The organism is Kineococcus sp. DHX-1 (assembly GCF_042473625.1).
Taxonomy (GTDB): Bacteria; Actinomycetota; Actinomycetes; order Actinomycetales; family Kineococcaceae; genus Kineococcus.
This window is the reverse complement of sequence record NZ_CP170445.1, coordinates 3,665,553-3,684,737: the sequence shown is the minus strand read 5'-3', so window position 1 is coordinate 3,684,737 and position 19,185 is coordinate 3,665,553. Positions and strand designations below refer to the sequence as shown.

At 73.5% G+C, this 19,185-nt stretch carries 17 protein-coding genes; 12 read left to right on the top strand and 5 right to left on the bottom strand.

The window, feature by feature from the left end; genetic code table 11:
* The first annotated feature begins 39 nt into the window (after window positions 1–39).
* From ACFEMC_RS17590 to ACFEMC_RS17570, 5 genes are all read left to right on the top strand, one after another.
* Window positions 40–228 carry a hypothetical protein gene (locus ACFEMC_RS17590; protein WP_380170847.1) on the top strand — a complete coding sequence of 63 codons (189 nt, stop codon included), beginning with the start codon at window positions 40–42 and terminating at the stop codon, window positions 226–228.
* Between the two features lie 36 nt (window positions 229–264).
* On the top strand, window positions 265–1,077 hold the full coding sequence (locus ACFEMC_RS17585; protein ID WP_380170846.1) for an SURF1 family protein: 813 nt from the start codon (window positions 265–267) through the stop codon (window positions 1,075–1,077).
* Window positions 1,074–1,439 carry a DUF3817 domain-containing protein gene (locus ACFEMC_RS17580; RefSeq protein ID WP_380170845.1) on the top strand — a complete coding sequence of 122 codons (366 nt, stop codon included), beginning with the start codon at window positions 1,074–1,076 and terminating at the stop codon, window positions 1,437–1,439. The genes ACFEMC_RS17585 and ACFEMC_RS17580 overlap by 4 nt, the downstream gene beginning before the upstream one ends.
* Window positions 1,436–2,287, top strand: coding sequence for an NUDIX domain-containing protein (locus ACFEMC_RS17575; protein ID WP_380170844.1), 852 nt, complete (start codon window positions 1,436–1,438; stop codon window positions 2,285–2,287). The genes ACFEMC_RS17580 and ACFEMC_RS17575 overlap by 4 nt, the downstream gene beginning before the upstream one ends.
* Before the next feature lie 90 nt (window positions 2,288–2,377).
* The gene (locus ACFEMC_RS17570; RefSeq protein ID WP_380170843.1) at window positions 2,378–4,381 is read left to right on the top strand and encodes a bifunctional metallophosphatase/5'-nucleotidase; all 2,004 of its coding nucleotides are present in this window, start codon (window positions 2,378–2,380) and stop codon (window positions 4,379–4,381) included.
* 243 nt (window positions 4,382–4,624) lie between these two features.
* On the opposite strand, the gene ACFEMC_RS17565 is transcribed toward ACFEMC_RS17570, so the two are convergent.
* Together ACFEMC_RS17565 and ACFEMC_RS17560 are read right to left on the bottom strand one after the other, a co-directional pair.
* Window positions 4,625–6,835 carry an MMPL family transporter gene (locus ACFEMC_RS17565; protein WP_380170842.1) on the bottom strand — a complete coding sequence of 737 codons (2,211 nt, stop codon included), beginning with the start codon at window positions 6,833–6,835 and terminating at the stop codon, window positions 4,625–4,627.
* Window positions 6,836–6,838: 3 nt separating this feature from the next.
* On the bottom strand, window positions 6,839–7,438 hold the full coding sequence (locus tag ACFEMC_RS17560) for a TetR/AcrR family transcriptional regulator (protein WP_380170841.1): 600 nt from the start codon (window positions 7,436–7,438) through the stop codon (window positions 6,839–6,841).
* Window positions 7,439–7,543: 105 nt separating this feature from the next.
* On the opposite strand from ACFEMC_RS17560, the gene pcrA reads away from it, so the two are divergent.
* Entirely contained in the window at window positions 7,544–9,904 is a 2,361-nt protein-coding gene (pcrA, locus tag ACFEMC_RS17555) for a DNA helicase PcrA (RefSeq protein WP_380170840.1), read from the top strand.
* Here the strand turns inward: pcrA and ACFEMC_RS17550 are convergent.
* Complete coding sequence (locus ACFEMC_RS17550) at window positions 9,880–10,638, bottom strand: alpha/beta fold hydrolase (protein WP_380170839.1); 759 nt, start codon at window positions 10,636–10,638, stop codon at window positions 9,880–9,882. The genes pcrA and ACFEMC_RS17550 overlap by 25 nt on opposite strands.
* 56 nt (window positions 10,639–10,694) lie before the next feature.
* On the opposite strand from ACFEMC_RS17550, the gene ACFEMC_RS17545 reads away from it, so the two are divergent.
* Window positions 10,695–11,546 carry a nitrilase-related carbon-nitrogen hydrolase gene (locus ACFEMC_RS17545; RefSeq protein ID WP_380170838.1) on the top strand — a complete coding sequence of 284 codons (852 nt, stop codon included), beginning with the start codon at window positions 10,695–10,697 and terminating at the stop codon, window positions 11,544–11,546.
* On the opposite strand, the gene ACFEMC_RS17540 is transcribed toward ACFEMC_RS17545, so the two are convergent.
* Together ACFEMC_RS17540 and ACFEMC_RS17535 are read right to left on the bottom strand one after the other, a co-directional pair.
* Window positions 11,536–12,969, bottom strand: coding sequence for an alpha-L-fucosidase (locus tag ACFEMC_RS17540; RefSeq protein WP_380170837.1), 1,434 nt, complete (start codon window positions 12,967–12,969; stop codon window positions 11,536–11,538). The two genes, ACFEMC_RS17545 and ACFEMC_RS17540, sit on opposite strands and share 11 nt — an antisense overlap.
* On the bottom strand, window positions 12,966–13,868 hold the full coding sequence (locus ACFEMC_RS17535) for a MurR/RpiR family transcriptional regulator (RefSeq protein ID WP_380170836.1): 903 nt from the start codon (window positions 13,866–13,868) through the stop codon (window positions 12,966–12,968). Before ACFEMC_RS17535 ends, ACFEMC_RS17540 begins: the two co-directional genes overlap by 4 nt.
* Window positions 13,869–14,102: 234 nt before the next feature.
* Here ACFEMC_RS17535 and ACFEMC_RS17530 point away from each other — a divergent pair, with 234 nt between their 5' ends.
* From ACFEMC_RS17530 to ACFEMC_RS17510, 5 genes are read left to right on the top strand one after another with little or no spacing between them, the layout of a single operon-like run.
* The gene (locus ACFEMC_RS17530; RefSeq protein ID WP_380170835.1) at window positions 14,103–14,882 is read left to right on the top strand and encodes a sugar isomerase domain-containing protein; all 780 of its coding nucleotides are present in this window, start codon (window positions 14,103–14,105) and stop codon (window positions 14,880–14,882) included.
* 35 nt (window positions 14,883–14,917) lie between these two features.
* Window positions 14,918–16,324, top strand: coding sequence for an N-acetylglucosamine/diacetylchitobiose ABC transporter substrate-binding protein (ngcE, locus tag ACFEMC_RS17525; RefSeq protein ID WP_380170834.1), 1,407 nt, complete (start codon window positions 14,918–14,920; stop codon window positions 16,322–16,324).
* Complete coding sequence (locus tag ACFEMC_RS17520) at window positions 16,321–17,328, top strand: carbohydrate ABC transporter permease (protein ID WP_380170833.1); 1,008 nt, start codon at window positions 16,321–16,323, stop codon at window positions 17,326–17,328. The genes ngcE and ACFEMC_RS17520 overlap by 4 nt, the downstream gene beginning before the upstream one ends.
* Window positions 17,325–18,215 (top strand): carbohydrate ABC transporter permease, encoded by an 891-nt coding sequence (locus ACFEMC_RS17515; protein ID WP_380170832.1) that lies wholly within the window; start codon window positions 17,325–17,327, stop codon window positions 18,213–18,215. Before ACFEMC_RS17520 ends, ACFEMC_RS17515 begins: the two co-directional genes overlap by 4 nt.
* A 17-nt stretch (window positions 18,216–18,232) precedes the next feature.
* Complete coding sequence (locus ACFEMC_RS17510) at window positions 18,233–19,183, top strand: N-acetylglucosamine kinase (protein WP_380170831.1); 951 nt, start codon at window positions 18,233–18,235, stop codon at window positions 19,181–19,183.
* The last annotated feature ends 2 nt before the right edge of the window (window positions 19,184–19,185 follow it).

Genomic DNA, 19,185 nt, shown 5'->3' with positions numbered 1-19,185 from the left:
CGGTCGCCGCACCAGCCGCCACGGCGGACGGAGCGACCGGTGACCGCCCTCGTCGTCCTCGCCCTGCTCATCGCGATCGCCGTCGCGGCCCCGCTCGTCGGTGCCGACACCCGCTGGTCCGGGGCGGGGACGCGCCCCGACCGGCCCTCGCGCGGAAAGCGCTACCGACGCTCGTGGGATGCCGCTATCGCGGAGGCGCGGCGCGACGACTTCGACCGCACGAGCTGACGGGGAGCTCCCAGATCCGGCACGTAGCCTGACGGGGTGCCTGACCGTGAGGACCCGGACCGCCCGGCCGTGCCGCGGGGTCGCATCGCGGTCCTGACCGTCGTGGCCCTCGTCGTCGTCCTCGTCTGCAGCGGCCTCGGCGTCTGGCAGTGGCAGCGCGGCAACGTCGTCATCACCGAACCGCCTGCGCGGCAACCCGTCGCCCCGATCAGCGAGATCGTGGACGCCGGTGGCTCGGGGGCGGCGGCGATCCTGTCCGCGGACGAGGTCGGGCACCGGGTGGAGGTCGCCGGCACGTTCGACCCGGCCGTGGACCTCCTCGTCCCCGGCCGCAGCCTCGACGGTGTCGTGGGGTCGTGGGCCCTCGGCGTCGTGGTGCTGCCCGACGGGTCCGGCGTGCCGCTGGTCCGGGGCTGGGTCCCCGAGGGTTCCCCCGCGCCCGCCCTGCCGACCGGCCGCGTCGACCTCGTCGGGGTCGTCCAGCCACCGGAGGCCTCCGACGTCGCGCCCTCGACGGCCGCACTGCCCGCGGGGCAGACGTGGATCGTCAGCGCGGCCGACCTCGTCAACCGCGTCGACTACCCCGTCGCGAACGCGTACGTCACCGACACCGCCCCGGCCGCCGGTCTGCGGGCGGTGCCGCCCGCGGACCCCGGCCAGGCCACCCGGCGCCTGGACTGGCGCAACCTCGCCTACGCGGCGCAGTGGTGGGTGTTCGCGCTCTTCGCCGTCGTCATCTGGTTCCGGGCCGTGCGCGATGAGCGCAGGGAGACGGGGGAGGATGACCCCGAGACGGCGGACGGACCGTCGCACGGTGCAGGAGGACGAGACATGAGTGGTGCCCGGTGAGCGCGGGGACGGCCGGCGGGCTGCGGTCGGACGCGAAGATCAAGGCCGCGCTGACGCGCTACCGAGTGATGGCGTACGTCACGGGTGTGGGCCTCATCGTCCTGACGTGCATCGGCATGCCGCAGGAGTACCTCGGCCTCTTCGGCGGAGGTGACAGCGTCACCCGGGTCGCCGGCATCGCGCACGGCTGGCTGTACGTGATCCTCCTCATCACGGTCTTCGACCTGGGGAACCGGCTGCGCTGGTCCTGGGGCCGCATGCTGCTCACGGCGCTCGCGGGGACCATCCCGTTCCTGTCCTTCTACGCCGAGCGCAAGAACACCCACGCCGTCCAGGCCCAGCTCGGCGCGCGCACCGCGTGAGCGCCCTCCAGCGGGTCGCGGTCCACGTCGCCGTCGAGGCCGGCGGACGCCTGCTCGTGCTCGACGGCGCCCTGCCGTGGGCGCTGCTCGCCCACGGGGAGACGCCGCTGGCCGCCGGCCGGCGCGTCCTCGGCCCCGACCTCGACCTCGGGGAACTGCTGGCCGTCCACGACGGCCGCCGCACCGACAGCGAGGGGGAGGACGGGCTCGACCTGCACACGGTGCACCTCGTGCTGGCCGGGACCCTGCCCGAGGGATCGGCTCCCGCTGCGGCGCAGTGGATCCCGGTGTCCGACGACCGGCCGCTGGTCGCGGACGACCTCGTCGTCCTCGACCCCGCCGAACGGGTGCGGCTGTCCCCGGCCGTCGACAGCGCCCCCGACGGTTCCGTGGGCAGCAGCCCCGCCGACGTCCCCGTCGTCCGCCAGCGTCTCGCCTGCTACGCCGTGGTCGTCGCGGACGGCTCGCTGCTGCTGACGCGGCTCAGCACGAAGACTCCGAGCCCCGGACGCTGGACCCTGCCCGGCGGTGGTGTCGACCACGGCGAGCACCCGCTCGAGGCGGTCGTCCGCGAGGTCCACGAGGAGACCGGCATGGCGGTCCGGGTCACCGGCCTGGCCGAGATCGGGGCCGAGCACTTCACCGGCCGGTCCCCGCGCGGGGTCCTCGAGGACTTCCACGCCGTGCGGATCCTCGTCCGCGCCGAACCCCTCGAAGTCCTCGACCCCGTCGTCCTCGACGTGGGCGGCAGCACCGACCTCGCCCGCTGGGTCCCGCTCGGTGAGGCCGAGGACATCGGTCTGGTGGGCGTCGCCCAGCGCGGGCTGCACATCGCCCTGCAGGGCTGAGGGACGGGGGAGGGAACCGCTGAGGGGTTCCCCTGAGGCGGCTGTGATGGCAGGATCCGGCTCGCCCCCACCCCCCTCGGAAGCGAGCCCATGCGTCCTGGTCGCCCCCTCGTCCGGTTCCTCTGCTCCGGCGCCGCCACCGCGGCGCTCGCGGTCCCGCTGCTGGCGGTCCCCGCGACGGCCGCGACGACGCCCGCAGCCAGCCCCGCAGCCATTCCCGCGGCGACCCCGGGGCAGGTGCCGGACGTCCTGCCGGCCCCGGCCGCCGGGACCACCCGCCTCCAGATCGGGGCGTTCAACGACTTCCACGGTCGTCTGGAAGCCCCCGAGGAGACGGACGACGGAGCCCCGATCGGTGGGGCGGCGCAACTCGCCGGGGTGTTCGACGCGATGCGCGCGAAGAACCCCAACACCGTCGTGGTCTCGGCCGGGGACAACATCGGCGCCTCGACGTTCACGTCGTTCATCCAGCAGGACGCCCCGACGATCGCCGCGCTCAACGCCATGGGGGTGGCCGTCTCGGCCGCCGGGAACCACGAGTTCGACCGCGGGTACACCGACCTCGTCGACCGGATCGGCGTGCAGGGCGAACCGGGTGCGAACGGGGCGAACCCGCTCGCCGCGTTCCCCTACCTCGCCGCGAACGTGCTGAAGGCCGACGGGACCCACGCGCTGCCGTCGTTCGCCACGACCGACGTCGGCGGCATCCGGGTGGGTTTCGTCGGCGTCGTGACGCAGCAGACGGCGAGCCTCGTCGCCCCGGCGGGGATCCAGGGCCTGCAGTTCACCGATCCCGTGGCCGCGGCGAACGCCGTCGCCGCCCAGTTGTCCGACGGGAACCCCGCCAACGACGAGGCGGACGTGATCGTCCTCCTCGCGCACGAGGGGTCGTCGGGCACCGACTGCGCCACCGTCGGGACCGAAGGGGCGTTCGGGAAGATCGTGCAGCAGTCGAGCCCGCAGATCGACGCGATCGTCTCGGGGCACACCCACCTGCGCTACGACTGCGCGTTCCCCGTTGCCGGACGTTCCGTCCAACGCCCCGTGGTCTCGGCGGAGAGCTACTCCACGGCCGTCGACAACCTCGTCCTCGACGTGGACACGACGACGCGCGACGTGGTCGCCGCCGGTCACCAGGTGCTGCCGGTCGAGGGTTTCACCCCGAACCCGCAGGTCCAGAAGATCGTCGACGACGCCGTGGCCTACGCCGACGACCGCGGCAAGCAGCCGGTGGGTTCGATCACCGCGGACATCACCCGCGCGTTCTCCGGTGAGGACGACGACCGCGGCAAGCAGTCGCCGCTGGGGAACCTCGTCGCCGACGCGCAGCTGCAGCAGACGGAGGCCGCGGGCGCCCAGATCGCCCTGGAGAACCCGGGCGGGTTGCGGGCGGACCTGCTCTACGCGCAGTCCGGCGCCGAGGGCGACGGGGTCGTGACGTACGCCGAGGCCGCGGCCGTGCAGCCGTTCGCGAACTCCGTGGTGACGACGACCCTCACCGGCGCGCAGCTCCGTCAGGTCCTGGAGGAGCAGTGGCAGCCGGCGGGTTCGTCGCGGCCGTTCCTCGCGTTGGGGTTGTCGAAGGGTCTGTTCTTCACCTACGACGAGACCGCGCCCGCGGGCCAGCGGATCCGCTCCGTGACCCTCGACGGGGCCGAGGTCGACCCGGCCGCGCAGTACCGCGTCACGGTGAACAGCTTCCTGGCCTCGGGCGGGGACAACTTCACCACCCTGGCGGAGGGCACCGACCGCGCCGAACTCGGCAAGACCGACCTCGAGGCGTTCACCGCGTACCTCGGGTTGCCCGAGAACCAGCGCCTCGCGCCGGACACCGAGCTGCGGTACGCCCCGGCCGCCGCGGCCCCGGCCCCGGTCCCGACGACTGCCGCCCCGACCGCACCGGCGCAGACCGCGCCCGCCGCCGCGCCGGCGCCGAGCAGGACCCCGACGCAGCGTCCGTCGCGGACGGCCGCGGCGCAGCCGGGGTCGCTGGCGAACACGGGGGCGGACGTCGCGCCCTGGCTCGCGGCCGGCGCGGCGCTCGTGCTGGCGGGTGGGCTGCTGCTGACGGCGGCCCGGCGCCGGGCGTCCTGACGAAGAGGCTGGTCGCCCCGAGCGTCGCCTCTCGGCGAGTGGCCGCTCGTAGCGGCTGGAGTTGAGGCCCGGGGACACGTACCGGGGCGACCAGTCCTCACAACCATCGGCACCCGGGGAGCATTCCTGGAGCCCCCCACCTCGACCCCCTGTCCCGCGTGGAAAACACTCTTTCCGCCCTTGGAACGCGTGTCCCGAGGGCGGAAAGAGTGTTTTCCACGAAGGTGGGTGACGGGCGGTGACTCAGTGCGTCGGCGCGGGGGCGGTGGGGTGGTCGGCGGGGTCGCGCCGCTCGAGGGCGGAGCCCTCGACGTCCAGCACCGGCAGCCAGCGCAGCCACCGGGGCAGCCACCAGGCCGCCCGGCCCAGCAGCGACAGGGCCGCGGGCACCGCGATCATCCGGACGACGACGGCGTCGGCGAGGATCCCGACGGCCAGGGCGAACGCGATGGGCTTGATCGTCGCGTCGCCCTCGGGGACGAACCCGGCGAAGACGGCGAACATGATCGCCGCAGCAGCCACGACGACGGGGGCCGCCTGCCGGAACCCCGTCCGCACGGCCTGCAACGGCTCCGCGCCGTGGGCGTGCGCCTCGTGCATCCGGGAGACGAGGAACACCTGGTAGTCCATCGCGAGGCCGAAGAGGATCCCGACCACGATGATCGGCGCCAGGCTCAGCAGCGGCCCGGTCGTGTCGGCGTGGACGAGCTGCTTGAGCCAGCCCCACTGGAACACCGCGGTGGTGGCGCCCAGCGAGGCGCCGATCGTCAGCAGGAACCCGAGGACCCCCACGACGGGGACGAGGATCGAGCGGAACACGAGCACGAGCAGCACGAACGCGAGGCCGACGACCAGCACGAGGTAGACCGGCAGCGCGTCGGACAGCGTGGCGTTGACGTCGACGCTCACGGCCGTCTGGCCCGTCACGTACGCCGGGGTGCTCGAGCCGTCCTCACGGATGAGGTCGCGCATGCGGTGCACGAGGTCGGTCGTCGCCGCGTCGTCGGGGGCGGTCTTGGGGATGACCGTCACGAGGGCGGCCTGCCCGTCGGCGCTCGGGACGGCCGGGGTGGCCAGGGCGACGCCGTCGAGGCGGGAGAGCTCGGTGGTCAGCTCACCGCCGCGGGCCACGGCGTCCGCGCCGCGGGTCAGGACGAGCAGCGGACCGCTCACCCCGGCGCCGAAGCGGTCGGCCAGGATCGCCTGCGCCTTCTCCTGGGTGCTGCCGTCGGGCCAGGAGGTGGCCAGGCTCGTCTGCATCGAGGCGACGGGGATGGAGACGGCGCCGAGCGCGACGACCGCCGCGACCAGGCTCAGCCAGCGCCGGCCGGTGACGAGCCGGCTCCAGCCGCCGAAGAAGCCGCGGCCGGCGGGGTCGGGCTCGGCCGTCGGCACGGCGGTGTGCTTGCCGCTCTCGTGGGCCAGGGCCCGACGGGCCGCACGGGGCAGGGCGCGCAGGCCCACGACGCCCAGGGCGGCGGGGACCAGGGTGAGGGCCACGAGGACGGCGACGACGACGGTCGCGGCGGCCGCGACCCCCATCTCGGTGAGGAAGGGGATGCCCGCCACCGCGAGGCCGGCGAGCGCGATGACGACGGTGGTCCCGGCCGTGAGGACGGCCGACCCGGCGGTGCCGACGGCCAGCGGGACGGCCTCGGCGACCGACCTGCCGGCCAGCAGTTCGTGCCGGAAGCGCGTGACGATGAAGAGCGCGTAGTCGATCCCGACGGCCAGGCCGAGCATGACCGCGAGGATCGGGGTCGTGGACTGCAGGTCGACGAACCCGGTGAGGGTCGTGATGCCGAGGGCTCCGATGCCGACCCCGACGACGGCCGTCAGCAGATTCATGCCGGCCGCGACGAGGGAGCCGTAGGTGATGGCGAGCACGACGAGGGCGACGACGACGCCGAGCGCCTCGGCGGCCCCGCCGATCGTGGCGACGCCCTGGGTGGCGGTCCCGGTGACCTCGGCCGTCAGGCCCGAAGCGCGGGCGCCGTCGACGGCGCGCAGGAGCGCCTGCCGCTGCGCGTCGGTGATCTCCGGCGGGGCGACCCCGTAGGAGACGGTGCTGTAGGCGGCGCGCAGGTCGGGGGAGACGACGGGGTTGTTCGGGTCGAGCGGGTTGCTCGCCCCGCGCGCGCCGGGCAGTGCGCCCAGCGCCTGGACGACGCCCGCGACCTTGGCGGCGTTCTCGGGCGCGGTGATCTGCTGGCCGGCGGGAACCTCGAGGACGACCTGCGCCGAGGCGCCGTCGGCGGTGTCCCCGAACTCCTGGCCGATGAGGCGCAGGGCGGTCGTCGACTCCTGACCGGGGATCTCGAACGTGCTCACGGTCTTGCCGGACAGGGTGGCCGCGCCGACGCCCCCGAGGGCGAGGAGCAGCACCCAGAGCGCGATGACGAGGCCCCGGAACCGGAAGGACCCCCGGCCGAGGCGGTGCAGGAAGGTGGCCATCGGTCAGTTCTCCGTCTCGTGGGGGAGCGCGGCGGCGGGGTGGCCGAGGGCGCCGAGGGCGGCGGCGACGAGGTCGTCGGTCAGGTCGGTCGTGGGGACGTCGCAGAAGGCGAGCGAGGTGACGGCCAGGCCGCCGACGGCACTCGTGATGCGCACGGCGCGCGTGACCTCGGCCGGCGTCGGTGCCGTCCCGGGGGCGGGCACCGCCGCGCCGAAGGCGCGGAAGAGGACCTCGCCGAGGACGTCGAGGCGTTCTCCGGTCAGGACGCCCTGGCTGATCGAGGTCAGCATGAAGGAGACGAGCCCGGGGCGGCTGGCCGCCAGGGCCACGAGCGCCGCCAGCACCCGCCGGTCCCGTGCGGCGCCGGCCGGCGTGCCGTCGACCGCGGCCGCGACGGCCTCGAAGTGGTCGACGGTGTGGGCGATGGTCGCCTCCGCGATCGCCTCCTTCGTCGGGAAGCGGTGCAGCAGACCGGTCTTGGAGTAGCCGACGGCGTCCGCGATGCGCTGGACGGACGTCTGCTCGAGGCCGTGCCGCGCGAACAACGCGGCCGCCGCGTCGAGGATCTCCTCGTCGATCTGTTCCTTCGTCAGCCGGGGCATGGGACCACTGTAGACCGGGATGGACCGAAGTGGTCCGTCGAGGACCGGATCGGACCAACGCGGGCGGCGGGGTCTGTCCGAGGGGAGGCCTACCCTTGACGGACGATGAGCACACTCTTCGACGACCTCCCCTTCGGCGGCCCCTCCGGTTCCGGTGGCGGGCGGGGCGACACGGGTCCCGCCGTCCTCGCCGGTGCCCCCGCGGCCCGGCGGTCGCGGACGGGGCTCGACCCGGCGGCGCTCGTCGCGGGGCTGAACCCCCAGCAGCGCCAGGCCGTCGTCCACGCCGGGTCCCCGCTGCTCATCGTCGCCGGCGCCGGGTCGGGCAAGACCCGCGTGCTGACGCACCGCATCGCGCACCTGCTCGCCGAGGGCCGGGCGACGGCGGGGCAGGTCCTCGCGATCACCTTCACCAACAAGGCCGCGGCCGAGATGCGCGAGCGGGTCGCCGCCCTCGTCGGCGACGTCGTCGGCATGGGCGCGCGCAGCATGTGGGTCTCGACCTTCCACTCCGCCTGCGTCCGGATCCTGCGGCGCGAGGCGCAGCACCTCGGCATGCGGACGTCGTTCTCGATCTACGACTCCGCCGACTCCCAGCGGCTCATGGCGATGGTCGGCCGCGAGCTCGAGCTGGACCCGAAGAAGCACGCCCCGCGCGCGATGTCGGCGATGGTGTCGAACCTCAAGAACGAGCTGGTCGACGAGGACACGTTCTTCGACCGCGCCCACTCCGGCGAGGGCACCGAGACCGAGAAGGTCCTCGCCCGCGCCTACCGGACGTACCAGCAGCGGCTGCGCCAGGCGAACGCCATGGACTTCGACGACCTCATCATGTCGACCGTCCACCTGCTGCAGGCGTTCCCGGACGTGGCCGAGCACTACCGCCGACGGTTCCGGCACGTCCTGGTCGACGAGTACCAGGACACCAACCACGCGCAGTACGTGCTGGTGAAGGAGCTCGTCGGCACGGGGGAGGGGAACGTCCCACGGGGCGAGCTGACGGTCGTCGGCGACGCCGACCAGTCGATCTACGCCTTCCGCGGCGCCACGATCCGCAACATCGTCGAGTTCGAGCAGGACTACCCCGACGCCACGACGATCCTGCTCGAGCAGAACTACCGCTCGACGCAGAACATCCTCACGGCGGCCAACGAGGTCATCAAGGTCAACGAGGACCGCCGCCCCAAGAACCTGTGGACCGCCTCGGGCGCGGGGGAGAAGATCACCGGCTACGTCGCCGACGACGAGCACGACGAGGCCGCCTTCGTCGCCGAGGAGGTCGACCGTCTCCACGACCACGAGGGCGTGACGTACAAGGACGTCGCGGTCTTCTACCGGACGAACGCCCAGTCCCGGTCGCTGGAGGAGGTGTTCATCCGCACCGGCCTGCCCTACAAGGTGGTCGGCGGGACGCGCTTCTACGAGCGCAAGGAGATCAAGGACGCCGTCGCGTACCTGCGCGTCCTGGACAACCCCGACGACACCGTCAACCTGCGCCGCGTGCTCAACACCCCCAAGCGCGGCATCGGCGAACGGGCCGAGGCCTCGATCGTCGTCCTGGCCGAACGCGAGCGCATCGGGTTCGGCGCCGCCCTCGACCGGGCCGACGAGGCGATCGGGCTCGCCTCCCGCTCCCTCAACGCCATCAAGGGGTTCGCCCAGCTCATCGCGGACCTGCGCACCCTGGCCGAGTCCGGGGCGTCCCCGGCCGTCGTGCTGGAGGCCGTCCTGGAGCAGACGGGGTACCTCGCCGAACTGCGCGCCAGCGCCGACCCGCAGGACGAGTCGCGCGTCGAGAACCTCTCCGAACTCGTCGCCGTCGCCGAGGAGTTCGCCGAGGACAACCCCGAGGGCACGCTGTCGGACTTCCTCGAACGCGTCTCCCTCGTGGCCGACGCCGACCAGATCCCGGCCGGCGCCGAGGACGACGGCGTCGTGACGCTCATGACGCTGCACACGGCCAAGGGCCTGGAGTTCCCCGTCGTGTTCCTCACGGGCATGGAGGACGGGACGTTCCCGCACCAGCGCTCGCTGGGGGACCCCGACCAGCTCGCCGAGGAACGCCGGCTCGCCTACGTCGGGCTCACCCGGGCGCGCGAACGGCTCTACCTGTCCCGGTCGGCCGTGCGCAGCGCGTGGGGTGCGCCGCAGCAGTACCCACCGTCCCGGTTCCTCGACGAGGTCCCGCCGACGCTGCTGGACTGGAAGCGCGGGGAGTCGACGTACCAGAACGTCTCCTCGCCGTCGGCGGCCGCGCGCGTCTCACAACGCCCGGGCGTGCGGTCGGCGGGCAACCGGCCCGTCATCGCGCTGAACCCCGGTGACCGGGTGACCCACGACTCCTTCGGTCTCGGCACCGTCGTGCGGGTCGAGGGCGAGGGGGACAAGACCATCGCCCACATCGACTTCCGCACGGAGGGCACCAAGCGGTTGCTGCTGCGCTACGCGCCCGTCGAGAAGCTCTGACGGACCGCCGACGCCACCTCGGCGGGCCGTTCCAGCGGGAGCAGGTGGCCCGCGCCCTGCAGGGTCGTGAACTCCGCCCGCGGGTAGACGGCGCCGTTGAGCTCCCGTTGCGCCCGCGGGCCCAGGTCCCCGTCGGCACCCCCGGCGAGGACCAGCGCGGGGACGTCGAGCCGACCCACCCGCTCCGACCAGTCCTCGCGGCTGCCGTGCTCCAGCCACGCCCGCCAGGCGGCGGGGTCGGTGCGGCGCAGGTCCTCGCGAGCCAGCGCGTCGAGGGCGGGGTCCAGCGGGCCACCGGTGTTCGCGTCGAGGAACTCACCGACGGCGGCACCACCGAGCGGGCCGTCAGCGGCCCAGCCGAGCATCGTGCTCCGGCGGTCCTCCGCCATCGGTTCCGGCGACGGCGGGGACGCGGCGAGCAGCACGACCCCCGCGGGGCGTTCCCGCGGTGCCAGTCCCGCCGCGACGACGGTGGCGACCTTGCCGCCCATGCTGTGCCCGAGCAGCAGCCAGCGTTCCCGCCCCTGCTCGGCCACCACCTCCCGGACCTGCCCACGCACCCACGACGCCATCGCCTCGACCGACGTGCCCGGGTCCAGCGGCGCCCCGCCGAACCCCGGCAGGTCCAGGGCCAGCACGTCGAACTCCGGCGCCAGCTCCCCGGCCAGCGGTCCGAAGGAGCGGGAACTCATCCCGAGGGCGTGCAGGCAGACGATCGTCGTGGTGGTGCTCACGAGGGCATCGTCGCCGTTCCCGTCCGGTCCCGCCCGCGCTGGGGCATCCTGACGGGATGAGCACGACCGCCCTGCCGCCCGCGGTGGACGTCGCCGTCTGCCAGGTCGCCCTCGTCGTGGGGGACCCCGACGGCAACCTCGCCCGCGGACGCGTCGCCGCCGAGGAGGCGGCCCGGCGCGGCGCACGGATCGTCGTGCTGCCCGAACTCCTGCGCAGCGGCTACGTCTTCGCCTCCGCCCAGGAGGCGCGGGACCTCGCCGAACCCGCCGACGGCCCGACCGCGGCCGCGTTCACCGACCTCGCCCGCCGGCACGACCTCGTCGTGGCGGTGGGGTTCGCCGAGCTCGACGCCGACGGATCCCTGCGCAACAGCGCGCTGCTGCTGGACCGCAGCGGGATCCGGACCGTCTACCGCAAGGTGCACCTGTGGGACGCGGAGAAGGACGTCTTCGTCCCGGGCGACGACCTGCCCGAGGTCGTCGCGACACCGTGGGGCCGGCTGGCGCTCGCCGTCTGCTACGACCTGGGGTTCGTGGAGTGGATGCGGCTCATCGGGCTGGCCGGCGCCGACCTCGTGTGCGCGCCGACGAACTGGCCCGGTGCGCCGCGGGGTCCGCACGAACGGCCGCTGGAGGTCGTGCACGTCCAGGCCGCCGCGTCGGCGAACCGGATGTTCGTCGCCGCGTGCGACCGGACCGGGTCCGAACGCGGCGTGACGTGGGTCGGGGGTTCGGCGGTCGTCGGACCCGACGGGCGCCCGCTCGTCGAGGCGCCGGCCGGGGCGGGGGAGCACGTCCTGCTCGCGCGGTGCCGGCTCGGGCGGGCGCGGGAGAAGAGCACGTCGGCGCGCAACGGCGTGCACGCCGACCGGCGTCCCGAGCTCTACGCGGGACTGCTCACGCGCTGACGACGCGGACGCCGGTCAGGGCCGGCCGCGCGCGGAACTCCTCCAGCACGACCTCGACGTGGTCGGCGAGCACGTCGGGCACGTCGAGGATCCGCAGGTGCCCGACGACCCCGGCTCCACCGCGCCACACCACGTCACCGCCGAGGTGCAGCGCGACCGAGAACCGCTCGACCCGCTGGCCGTGGGCGATGTCCTCCCACAGGTCGACCGAGCGCACCGGGAACGCCGAGGGGAACCGCAGGTCCAGGCGCGGGCGGTCGTCGTCCGGGGACCAGGGAGTCCGCCCGTCGACGGGCTCGCCGGCGACGTCGACCGGGCCGCGCGCGTCCGTGACGTCCGCCTCCGAGGCCCGGTCGGCTCCGACGTACCGGCGCACGAGGTCGCCGAGGCCCGCGAGCGCCGCGACGTCGGGGGCGGCGATCCGGCCGCTCGCGGCGGGCGGCACGTTGAGCAGGAAGCAGGAGTTCCCGCCGACGGCGGCGCGCCACAGGTCGAACAGCTCCGCCGCGGGACGCACCCGGTCGTCCTCGGCGGGGTGGTGGAACCAGCCCGGTCGCACGGACGTGTTGACCTCGGCGGGGTACCAGACGCACTCGCCGGCGTACCCGGTCAGCGCGGTGCGGCTGCCGAGGTCCTCCTCGTCGGAGCGCACGCGGCGGGAGAACTCCCCGTCGTCGGCCTGCTGGGAACGGCTGGCCGTGCCCTCGGCGTCCCGCAGTTCGTGCGGCACGACGCTCCACTCGTCGCGCCGGGTGTGGCCGGCCTCGTTCCCGCACCACCGGACGTCCGGGCCGCACACGCTGACGACCGCCTCCGGTTGCAGCGCACGGACGACGCGCACGTAGCGGTCCCAGTCGTACAGCTGCCGGCGGCCGTCGGGTCCCTCGCCGTTGGCGCCGTCGAGCCAGACGCAGAACACGTCGCCGTACCCGGTGAGGAGCTCGGTCAGCTGGGCGACGACGTAGTCGTCGTAGTCCCGTCCCGAGCCGTAGCGCGCGTCGGTGCGGTCCCACGGGGAGAGGTAGACGCCGAAAGCCAGACCGGCTGCGGCGCAAGCCTGCGAGACCTCCGCCACGAGGTCGCCGCGGCCACCGCGCCAGGGGCTCGCCGCGACGGTGTGGCCGGTGTGGGCGCTGGGCCACAGGCAGAAGCCGTCGTGGTGCTTGGCCGTGAGCACGACCCCGCGCATGCCGGCGGCCGCCAGCGCCGCGACCCACTCGCCGGCGTCGACGTCCGGCGGGTCGAACAGCGCGGGGTCCTCGTGGCCGAGACCCCACTCCCGGTCGGTGACGGTGTTCATGCCGAAGTGGACGAACCCGTAGAACTCCAGCGCCTGCCAGCGCAGCTGACGCGGCGAGGGGCGCACGTGGGCGAGGTACCGCAGGTCGGGCCCGACCGTCCCGTCCGTCGTCCCGTCGCTCACCGGGCCCGCCGCCGTGCCGGGCGGACGGCGTGCTGGGCGGGGATGTGGTCGGTGAGGGCGCGGGCGGCGCTGGCGCGGGCGAACGTCAGCTGCGCGACCCGGACGTAGAGGCAGTCGACGACGAGGAGCTGGGCGTGCCGGGCGGCGAACGGCCCCTCCCGGTAGGTCGTGCCGCCGGGGGCCACGGTGAGGACGACGTCGGCGATCTGCGCGAGCGCGGACGTCGGGTCGCCGGTGACGGCGATGGTCGTGGCTCCGCGTCGGGCCGCCAGTTCGGTGGGTTCGACGACCTCGCGGGTGGCGCCGGAGAACGAGATCGCGATGGCGACGTCGGCGGGGGTGAGCAGCGCCGCCGACGTGCTGGCGGCGTGCACCTCCGTCCAGTTCCGCACCGGGACACCGATGCCGAACAGGCGCGAGTCCGTCTCGGCCGCCATGGCGGCGCTGCCGCCCACGCCGTACACGTCGACGCGGTGGGCCCGCGCGACCGCCTGCGCCGCACGCTCCACGGCCTCGAGGTCGAGGCGGCGGGCCGTGTCCTGCAGGCTGCGGACGTCGGCGGCGGCGACGACCGCGGCGACGCGGTCGAGGTCGTCGTCGGGGGCGATCTCCGGACCGATCTCGGCCGAACCCCAGACGGACCCGCCGCCGTCCTTGCGTCCCTGTTCGCGCGCCATCCAGCGCACCAGGCCCTGGTACCCGTCCAGACCGATGGTCTGGCAGAACCGCGTGACGGCGGCCTGCGAGGTGCCGGCCCGGCGCGCGAGCTCGGTGGCGGAGCACTCCTCGACGCTCTCGGGCGACTCCAGCACGAAGTCGGCCACCTTGCGCAGGGAAGGGGGCAGGTCGGCCCGGACCGCCTCGATGCGCTGCGCCGGGTCGAGGGTTTCGACGCCCATCCGGACTCCTCCGTCAGAGTGGATGACTCATCCAGCTGACGCAGGCTAGCACTGCGACCACGCTGCGTGGGGTTCCCGGCGGGATCGGAAAGCCCTCCCAGGACCGGGCTGCGAGCGCAACGAGAACGCAACACGAACGCAACACGGCGATCCCTTGACAGGCCCTCGCAACCGAGTGAAACATTCATGCAACCAGCAACGACGCGGTGAATCGACGACTCAAGGAGAGATGCTGTGCCCCCCTTCGCCGACCGGTTCGCCGGCCACGTCGCCCAGTTCGGCACCGAGGTGCAGGACCGCCTCGACCGCCTCTCGACGCTGGCCACCTCCGGCGGTCTCGACGAGGCCGTGGGCCTGCTCGCGGACTGCATCGCCGCCGGCGGGGTGGTCCAGGCGTTCGGCACCGGGCACTCCGAGGCCTTCGCCATGGAGGTCGCCGGCCGTGCCGGCGGGCTCATCCCCACGAACAAGGTCGCCCTGCGCGACGCCGCCCTCCTCGGGGACCACGAGATCGCGGAACTGACGGGGGAACCCCCGCTGGAACGCGACCCGAACATCGCCCAGGACGTCTTCGACACCGTCGTCCGGGACCCCCGCGACGTGTTCGTCATCGCCTCGAACTCCGGCGTCAACGGGTCGGTCGTCGGCCTCGCCCTGCTGGCCAAGGAGAACGGTCACAAGGTCGTCGCGGTGACGAGCCTGGAGCACACGCTGGCGGTGGAACCCAAGCACCCCAGCGGCAAGCGGCTCTCCGAGATCGCCGACGTCGTCATCGACAACCTCGCTCCCTACGGCGACGCGACCCTGACGGACGTCTCCGACATCGCGGTCGGTTCCGTGTCGTCGCTGACCGCCGCCTACATCGCCCAGCTGCTGACCATCGGCACCGTCACGGCCCTGACCGAGCGGGGCGAGGACGCCCCGCTCTACGTGTCGGCCAACGTGCCCGGCGGTCACGACCGGAACAAGGCCATCGAGGCCCGCTACGGCGACCGCCTGCGCCGCAGCGCCTGAAGACCATCCCGCCCGTCCACCCGGAAGGAACCACCGTGAGCGAGTCCACCACCCTGCAGCGCCGACGTTTCCTGGGACTGGTCCTGGCCGGGACCCTCGTGCCGGCCGCCACCGCGGCCTGCGCCGCCTCCGGCGGGAACGAGGACTCCGGCGACTCCGGCCCCACCGGGGAGGTCAGCGAGCAGAACCCGTTCGGCGTCGCCAAGGGGGCGGCCGTCGACGCCGTCATCTTCGACGGCGGCTACGGCACCGACTACGTGTCCTTCGCCGCTGCGAAGTACGCCGACCTGCACGACGGCGGCAAGCTGACGGTCTCGCCCTCGACCCAGATCGCCCAGGAGCTGCAGCCGCGCTTCGTCGGCGGCAACCCGCCGGACCTGCTCGACAACTCCGGCGCCAACGCCATCGGCCTGGCCACGATCGCCGCGCAGCTGGAAGACCTCACCCCGCTCACCAAGGCGAAGAACACCGACGGCGACGTCATCGCCGACACCCTCTACCCGGGGATGCTCGACGACGGCACCTACGACGGCCGCCTCGTGCAGCTGAACTACGTCCTCACCGTCTACGGCCTCTGGTACTCCAAGTCGCTGTTCGACGCCAACGGCTGGAAGGCCCCCGCCACCTGGGACGACGCGCTGGCCCTCGGGGCGTCGGCGAAGGAGAAGGGCAAGTACCTCTTCTGCTGGGGCAAGGAGGCCGCGTCCTACTACCTCACCCTCGCGGTCGACTCGGCCATCAAGGAGGGCGGGGACGAGGTGCGCGTCGCACTCGGCAACCTCGACGCGAACGCGTGGAGCCATCCCGCGGTGCAGGCCGTGTTCGGCAAGATGTCCGAGGCCGTCAAGGCCGGCTACTTCCGGCCCGGTGGCGCCGGCACGCAGTTCACCGCGGCCCAGGCCCAGTGGAGCCAGGCCCAGGAGGCGATCCTCTACCCCTCGGGTTCGTGGATCGAGAACGAGATGAAGTCCCAGACGGCCGCCGACTTCCAGATGACGGGCGCTCCGCCGCCCTCGGTGACCTCCGGTGCCGCCATGCCCGCGACCGCCTTCCACGCCAGCGCGGGTGAGCCGTTCGTCGTCCCGAGCAAGGGCAAGAACAAGGCAGGCGGCATGGAGGTCCTGCGCATCATGCTGTCGAAGGAGGCGGCGACGAACTTCGCCAAGACCAAGCTGTCCTCCACCGTCGTCAAGGACACCGTGCCGGAGGACGCCTTCGGCTCCACCGCGCTGGCCTCGCAGATCGCCATGCTGAACGCGGCGGGGGAGGACACCTACACGTTCAACTTCAACGACGTCTACGGGTTCACGAGCCAGAACAACGTGCTCTGGAACGGGTTCCTGTCCGGCCAGCTCGACGTCGCCGGTCTCACCAGCGGCCTGCAGCAGCAGTTCGACCAGACCCGCGAGGACTCCAGCATCGTGAAGGTCAAGGTGTCGTGAGCGCGCTGCCCGGCACCCCGACCCGCGTCAGCGGCCGGGGGGCCTCCCGCCCCCCGGCGGCGACGCGGAAGCGGTGGACGTTCGACCGGATCAGCCTCGTGGTCGTCTTCCTCGGGGTGCCGGTCGCGCTCTACCTGCTGTTCGTCCTCTACCCCTTCACGCAGGCGGCGTGGTACTCCCTCACCTCCTGGTCGGGGTTCACCTCGACGCAGGAGTTCATCGGGCTGGAGAACTACCAGCGGCTGCTGACCGACGGGCTCTTCCTCCAGGCGGTCGGCAACAGCCTCGTCCTGCTGCTCGTCGTGCCCGCGGTGACCCTGGTCCTGAGCTTCGCCCTCGCCTGCCTGCTGACGTTCGGCGGCTCCTCGACCGGGGCCGTCCGCGGGCTGTCGGGCTCGTCGTTCTACCGCGTCGTGTCGTTCTTCCCCTACGTCGTGCCGGCCATCGTCGTCGGCATCATCTTCGGGCGGGTCTACGACCCCAGCGCCGGTCTGCTCAACGGGGTCCTCACCGGGCTGGGGCTCGGACGGTTCAAGGACTTCGCCTGGCTGGGCGAGCCCTCGACCGCGCTGTGGGCGGTGGTCGTCGTCATCGTCTGGAGCTTCGTCGGCTTCTACATGGTCCTGTTCGTCGCCTCGATCCGCGCCATCCCGGCCGAGATCTTCGAGGCGGCGCGCATCGACGGCGCCGGCCGCTTCCGGACGGCGGTCTTCATCGCCGCCCCCGGGATCGCCGGCTCGCTGCGGACCGCCTACGTGTACCTGGGGATCTTCGCCCTCGACGCGTTCGTGTTCCTCGCGGCGATGAACCCCGACGGCGGGCCGGGCAACTCGACCCTCGTCATCACCCAGCAGATCTTCTCGACGGCGTTCAAGGAGGGCCGCTTCGGGCTGGCCTGTGCGATGGGAGTGGTGCTGGCCGTGCTGACCTTCGCCTTCACCGGTCTGGTGCTCGGGATCGGCCAGGCGCTGGCCCGCCGGAACGCCCGTGGGGCCCGCGCATGAGCGCCGACACCCGGGTCGCCACCACCGCGGCCCCCGCGCGTCCGGAGCGGCGGGGCCCGTCGGGGGAGCGGACCGTCGCCGTCACCTCGCACACCGTGCTGGGCATCTGGTCGCTGCTGGTCCTGCTGCCCTTCGCCTGGACGGTCGTCTCCAGCTTCAAGACGAACCGGGAGATCTTCGCCTCGCCGTTCTCGCTGCCGAGGGAGTGGCGGTACCAGAACTACGTCGACGCGTGGAACACCGCCGGCATCGGGTCGTACTTCTTCAACTCGGTCGTCGTGGTCTTCTCCGCGCTCGTGCTGACGATGGTCATGGGGGCGATGTCGGCGTACGTGCTCGCGCGGTTCGACTTCCGCGGCCGCACGGTGCTGCGCTACCTCATCGTCGCCGGGCTCACGTTCCCGGTGTTCCTCGCGGTCGTCCCGCTGTTCTTCATCCTCCAGCAGATCGGTGTCCTCAACACGCTGCCGGGGCTGATCCTCAGCTACGCCACCTACGCCTACCCCTTCACCGTGTTCTTCCTGCTGAGCTTCTTCGAGGAGCTGCCGGGGGAGATCGCCGAGGCGGCCTCGATCGACGGTGCGAGCGAGTGGCGGACCTTCTTCCAGGTCATGCTGCCGATGGCCGGCCCGGGCATGGCGGCCGTCGCGATCCTGAACTTCGTCGGGCTGTGGAACCAGTTCCTCCTGCCGGTGGTCCTGAACTCCGACCGCAGCAACTACGTCCTCACCCAGGGCCTCGCGGCGTTCGCGTCCCAGGCCGGGTACGACGTGAACTTCGGTGCCCTGTTCGCCGGCGCCGTCATGACGGTGGTCCCGGTGCTCGTGGTGTACCTGGTGTTCCAGCGCCGCCTGCAGGGTGCGGTGTCGGCCGGCGGGCTCAAGTGACGCCAGCCCCTTCCGGGGTGGTGCTGGCCCTGGACGCCGGGGGCAGCACGACCCGGGCGCTCGTCCTCGACCCGGCCGGGCGGCCCCTCGCCCGCGCCGGGTCCGGACCGGGGAACCCCTCGGCCGTCGGCGTCGAGACGGCCCTCGGCTCGTTGCGTGACGCCGTCACCCGGGCCCTCGCCGAGGCCGACGCCACGGGCGGCGACGTCAGGTCCACCGTGCTGGCGACCGCGGGATCGGACCGGCTCGTTCCGCTCGACCGCCTCGTGGAGCACCTCGGTCTCGACACCGGCTCGCCCTTCCGCCGGGTGTCGGACCTGCTCGCGATGTTCCACTCCGCGACCGACGAGGACACCGGAGCGGCCCTCGTGGCCGGGACCGGGTCGGTCGCCGCCCGCGTCCGCGACGGCGCCCTGGAACGGGTCGTCGGCGGCAACGGCTGGCTCCTCGGGGACGCCGGGGCGGGGTTCTGGATGGGCCGCGAGGTCGCCCGGGCCGTGACCTCCGACCTCGACGGGACGGGCCCCGCGACCGCGCTGACCCCGGCGCTCCTCGCCGAGTTCGGGCTCGTCGACGACCGACGCCCCCGCGAGGGGCGCGCGTTCGTGCTGGGGGAGATCGTCGACCTCGTCTACGGCACGGACCCCGTCCGGCTGGCCCGGCTGGCCCCCGCCTGCTTCACCGCGGCCGACGCGGGCGATCCGGTGGCCGAGGCCGTCGTGACCGCGGCGCAGGAGGAGCTGGCCGCGCTCGTGCGCGCCGTCGACGGGCCGGGGCCTCTCGTCGTGGGCGGCGGGGTGTGGCGGCGCGGTGCCGAAGGGTCCCCGGCCCCGGGCCTGCGCGCGGCCCTCGCCGGCCGGACCGTGCTGCCCGCCGAGGACGGTCTGCTCGGCGCCGCTGCGCTGGCGCTGCGCGCGATCGGCCTGCCGACGCTCGCCCTGGAGGCGCTGCGCCGCGGCGCGCGGTGACC

What these genes read in the sequence shown, in the direction of transcription:
- ACFEMC_RS17515 (WP_380170832.1), top strand. Translation starts at nt 17,325, where the DNA reads ATGAGCGCCGACACCCGGGTCGCCACCACCGCGGCCCCCGCGCGTCCG.
- ACFEMC_RS17570 (WP_380170843.1), top strand. Translation starts at nt 2,378, where the DNA reads ATGCGTCCTGGTCGCCCCCTCGTCCGGTTCCTCTGCTCCGGCGCCGCC.
- ACFEMC_RS17565 (WP_380170842.1), bottom strand. Translation starts at nt 6,835, where the DNA reads ATGGCCACCTTCCTGCACCGCCTCGGCCGGGGGTCCTTCCGGTTCCGG.
- ACFEMC_RS17545 (WP_380170838.1), top strand. Translation starts at nt 10,695, where the DNA reads ATGAGCACGACCGCCCTGCCGCCCGCGGTGGACGTCGCCGTCTGCCAG.
- pcrA (WP_380170840.1), top strand. Translation starts at nt 7,544, where the DNA reads ATGAGCACACTCTTCGACGACCTCCCCTTCGGCGGCCCCTCCGGTTCC.
- ACFEMC_RS17535 (WP_380170836.1), bottom strand. Translation starts at nt 13,868, where the DNA reads ATGGGCGTCGAAACCCTCGACCCGGCGCAGCGCATCGAGGCGGTCCGG.
- ACFEMC_RS17560 (WP_380170841.1), bottom strand. Translation starts at nt 7,438, where the DNA reads ATGCCCCGGCTGACGAAGGAACAGATCGACGAGGAGATCCTCGACGCG.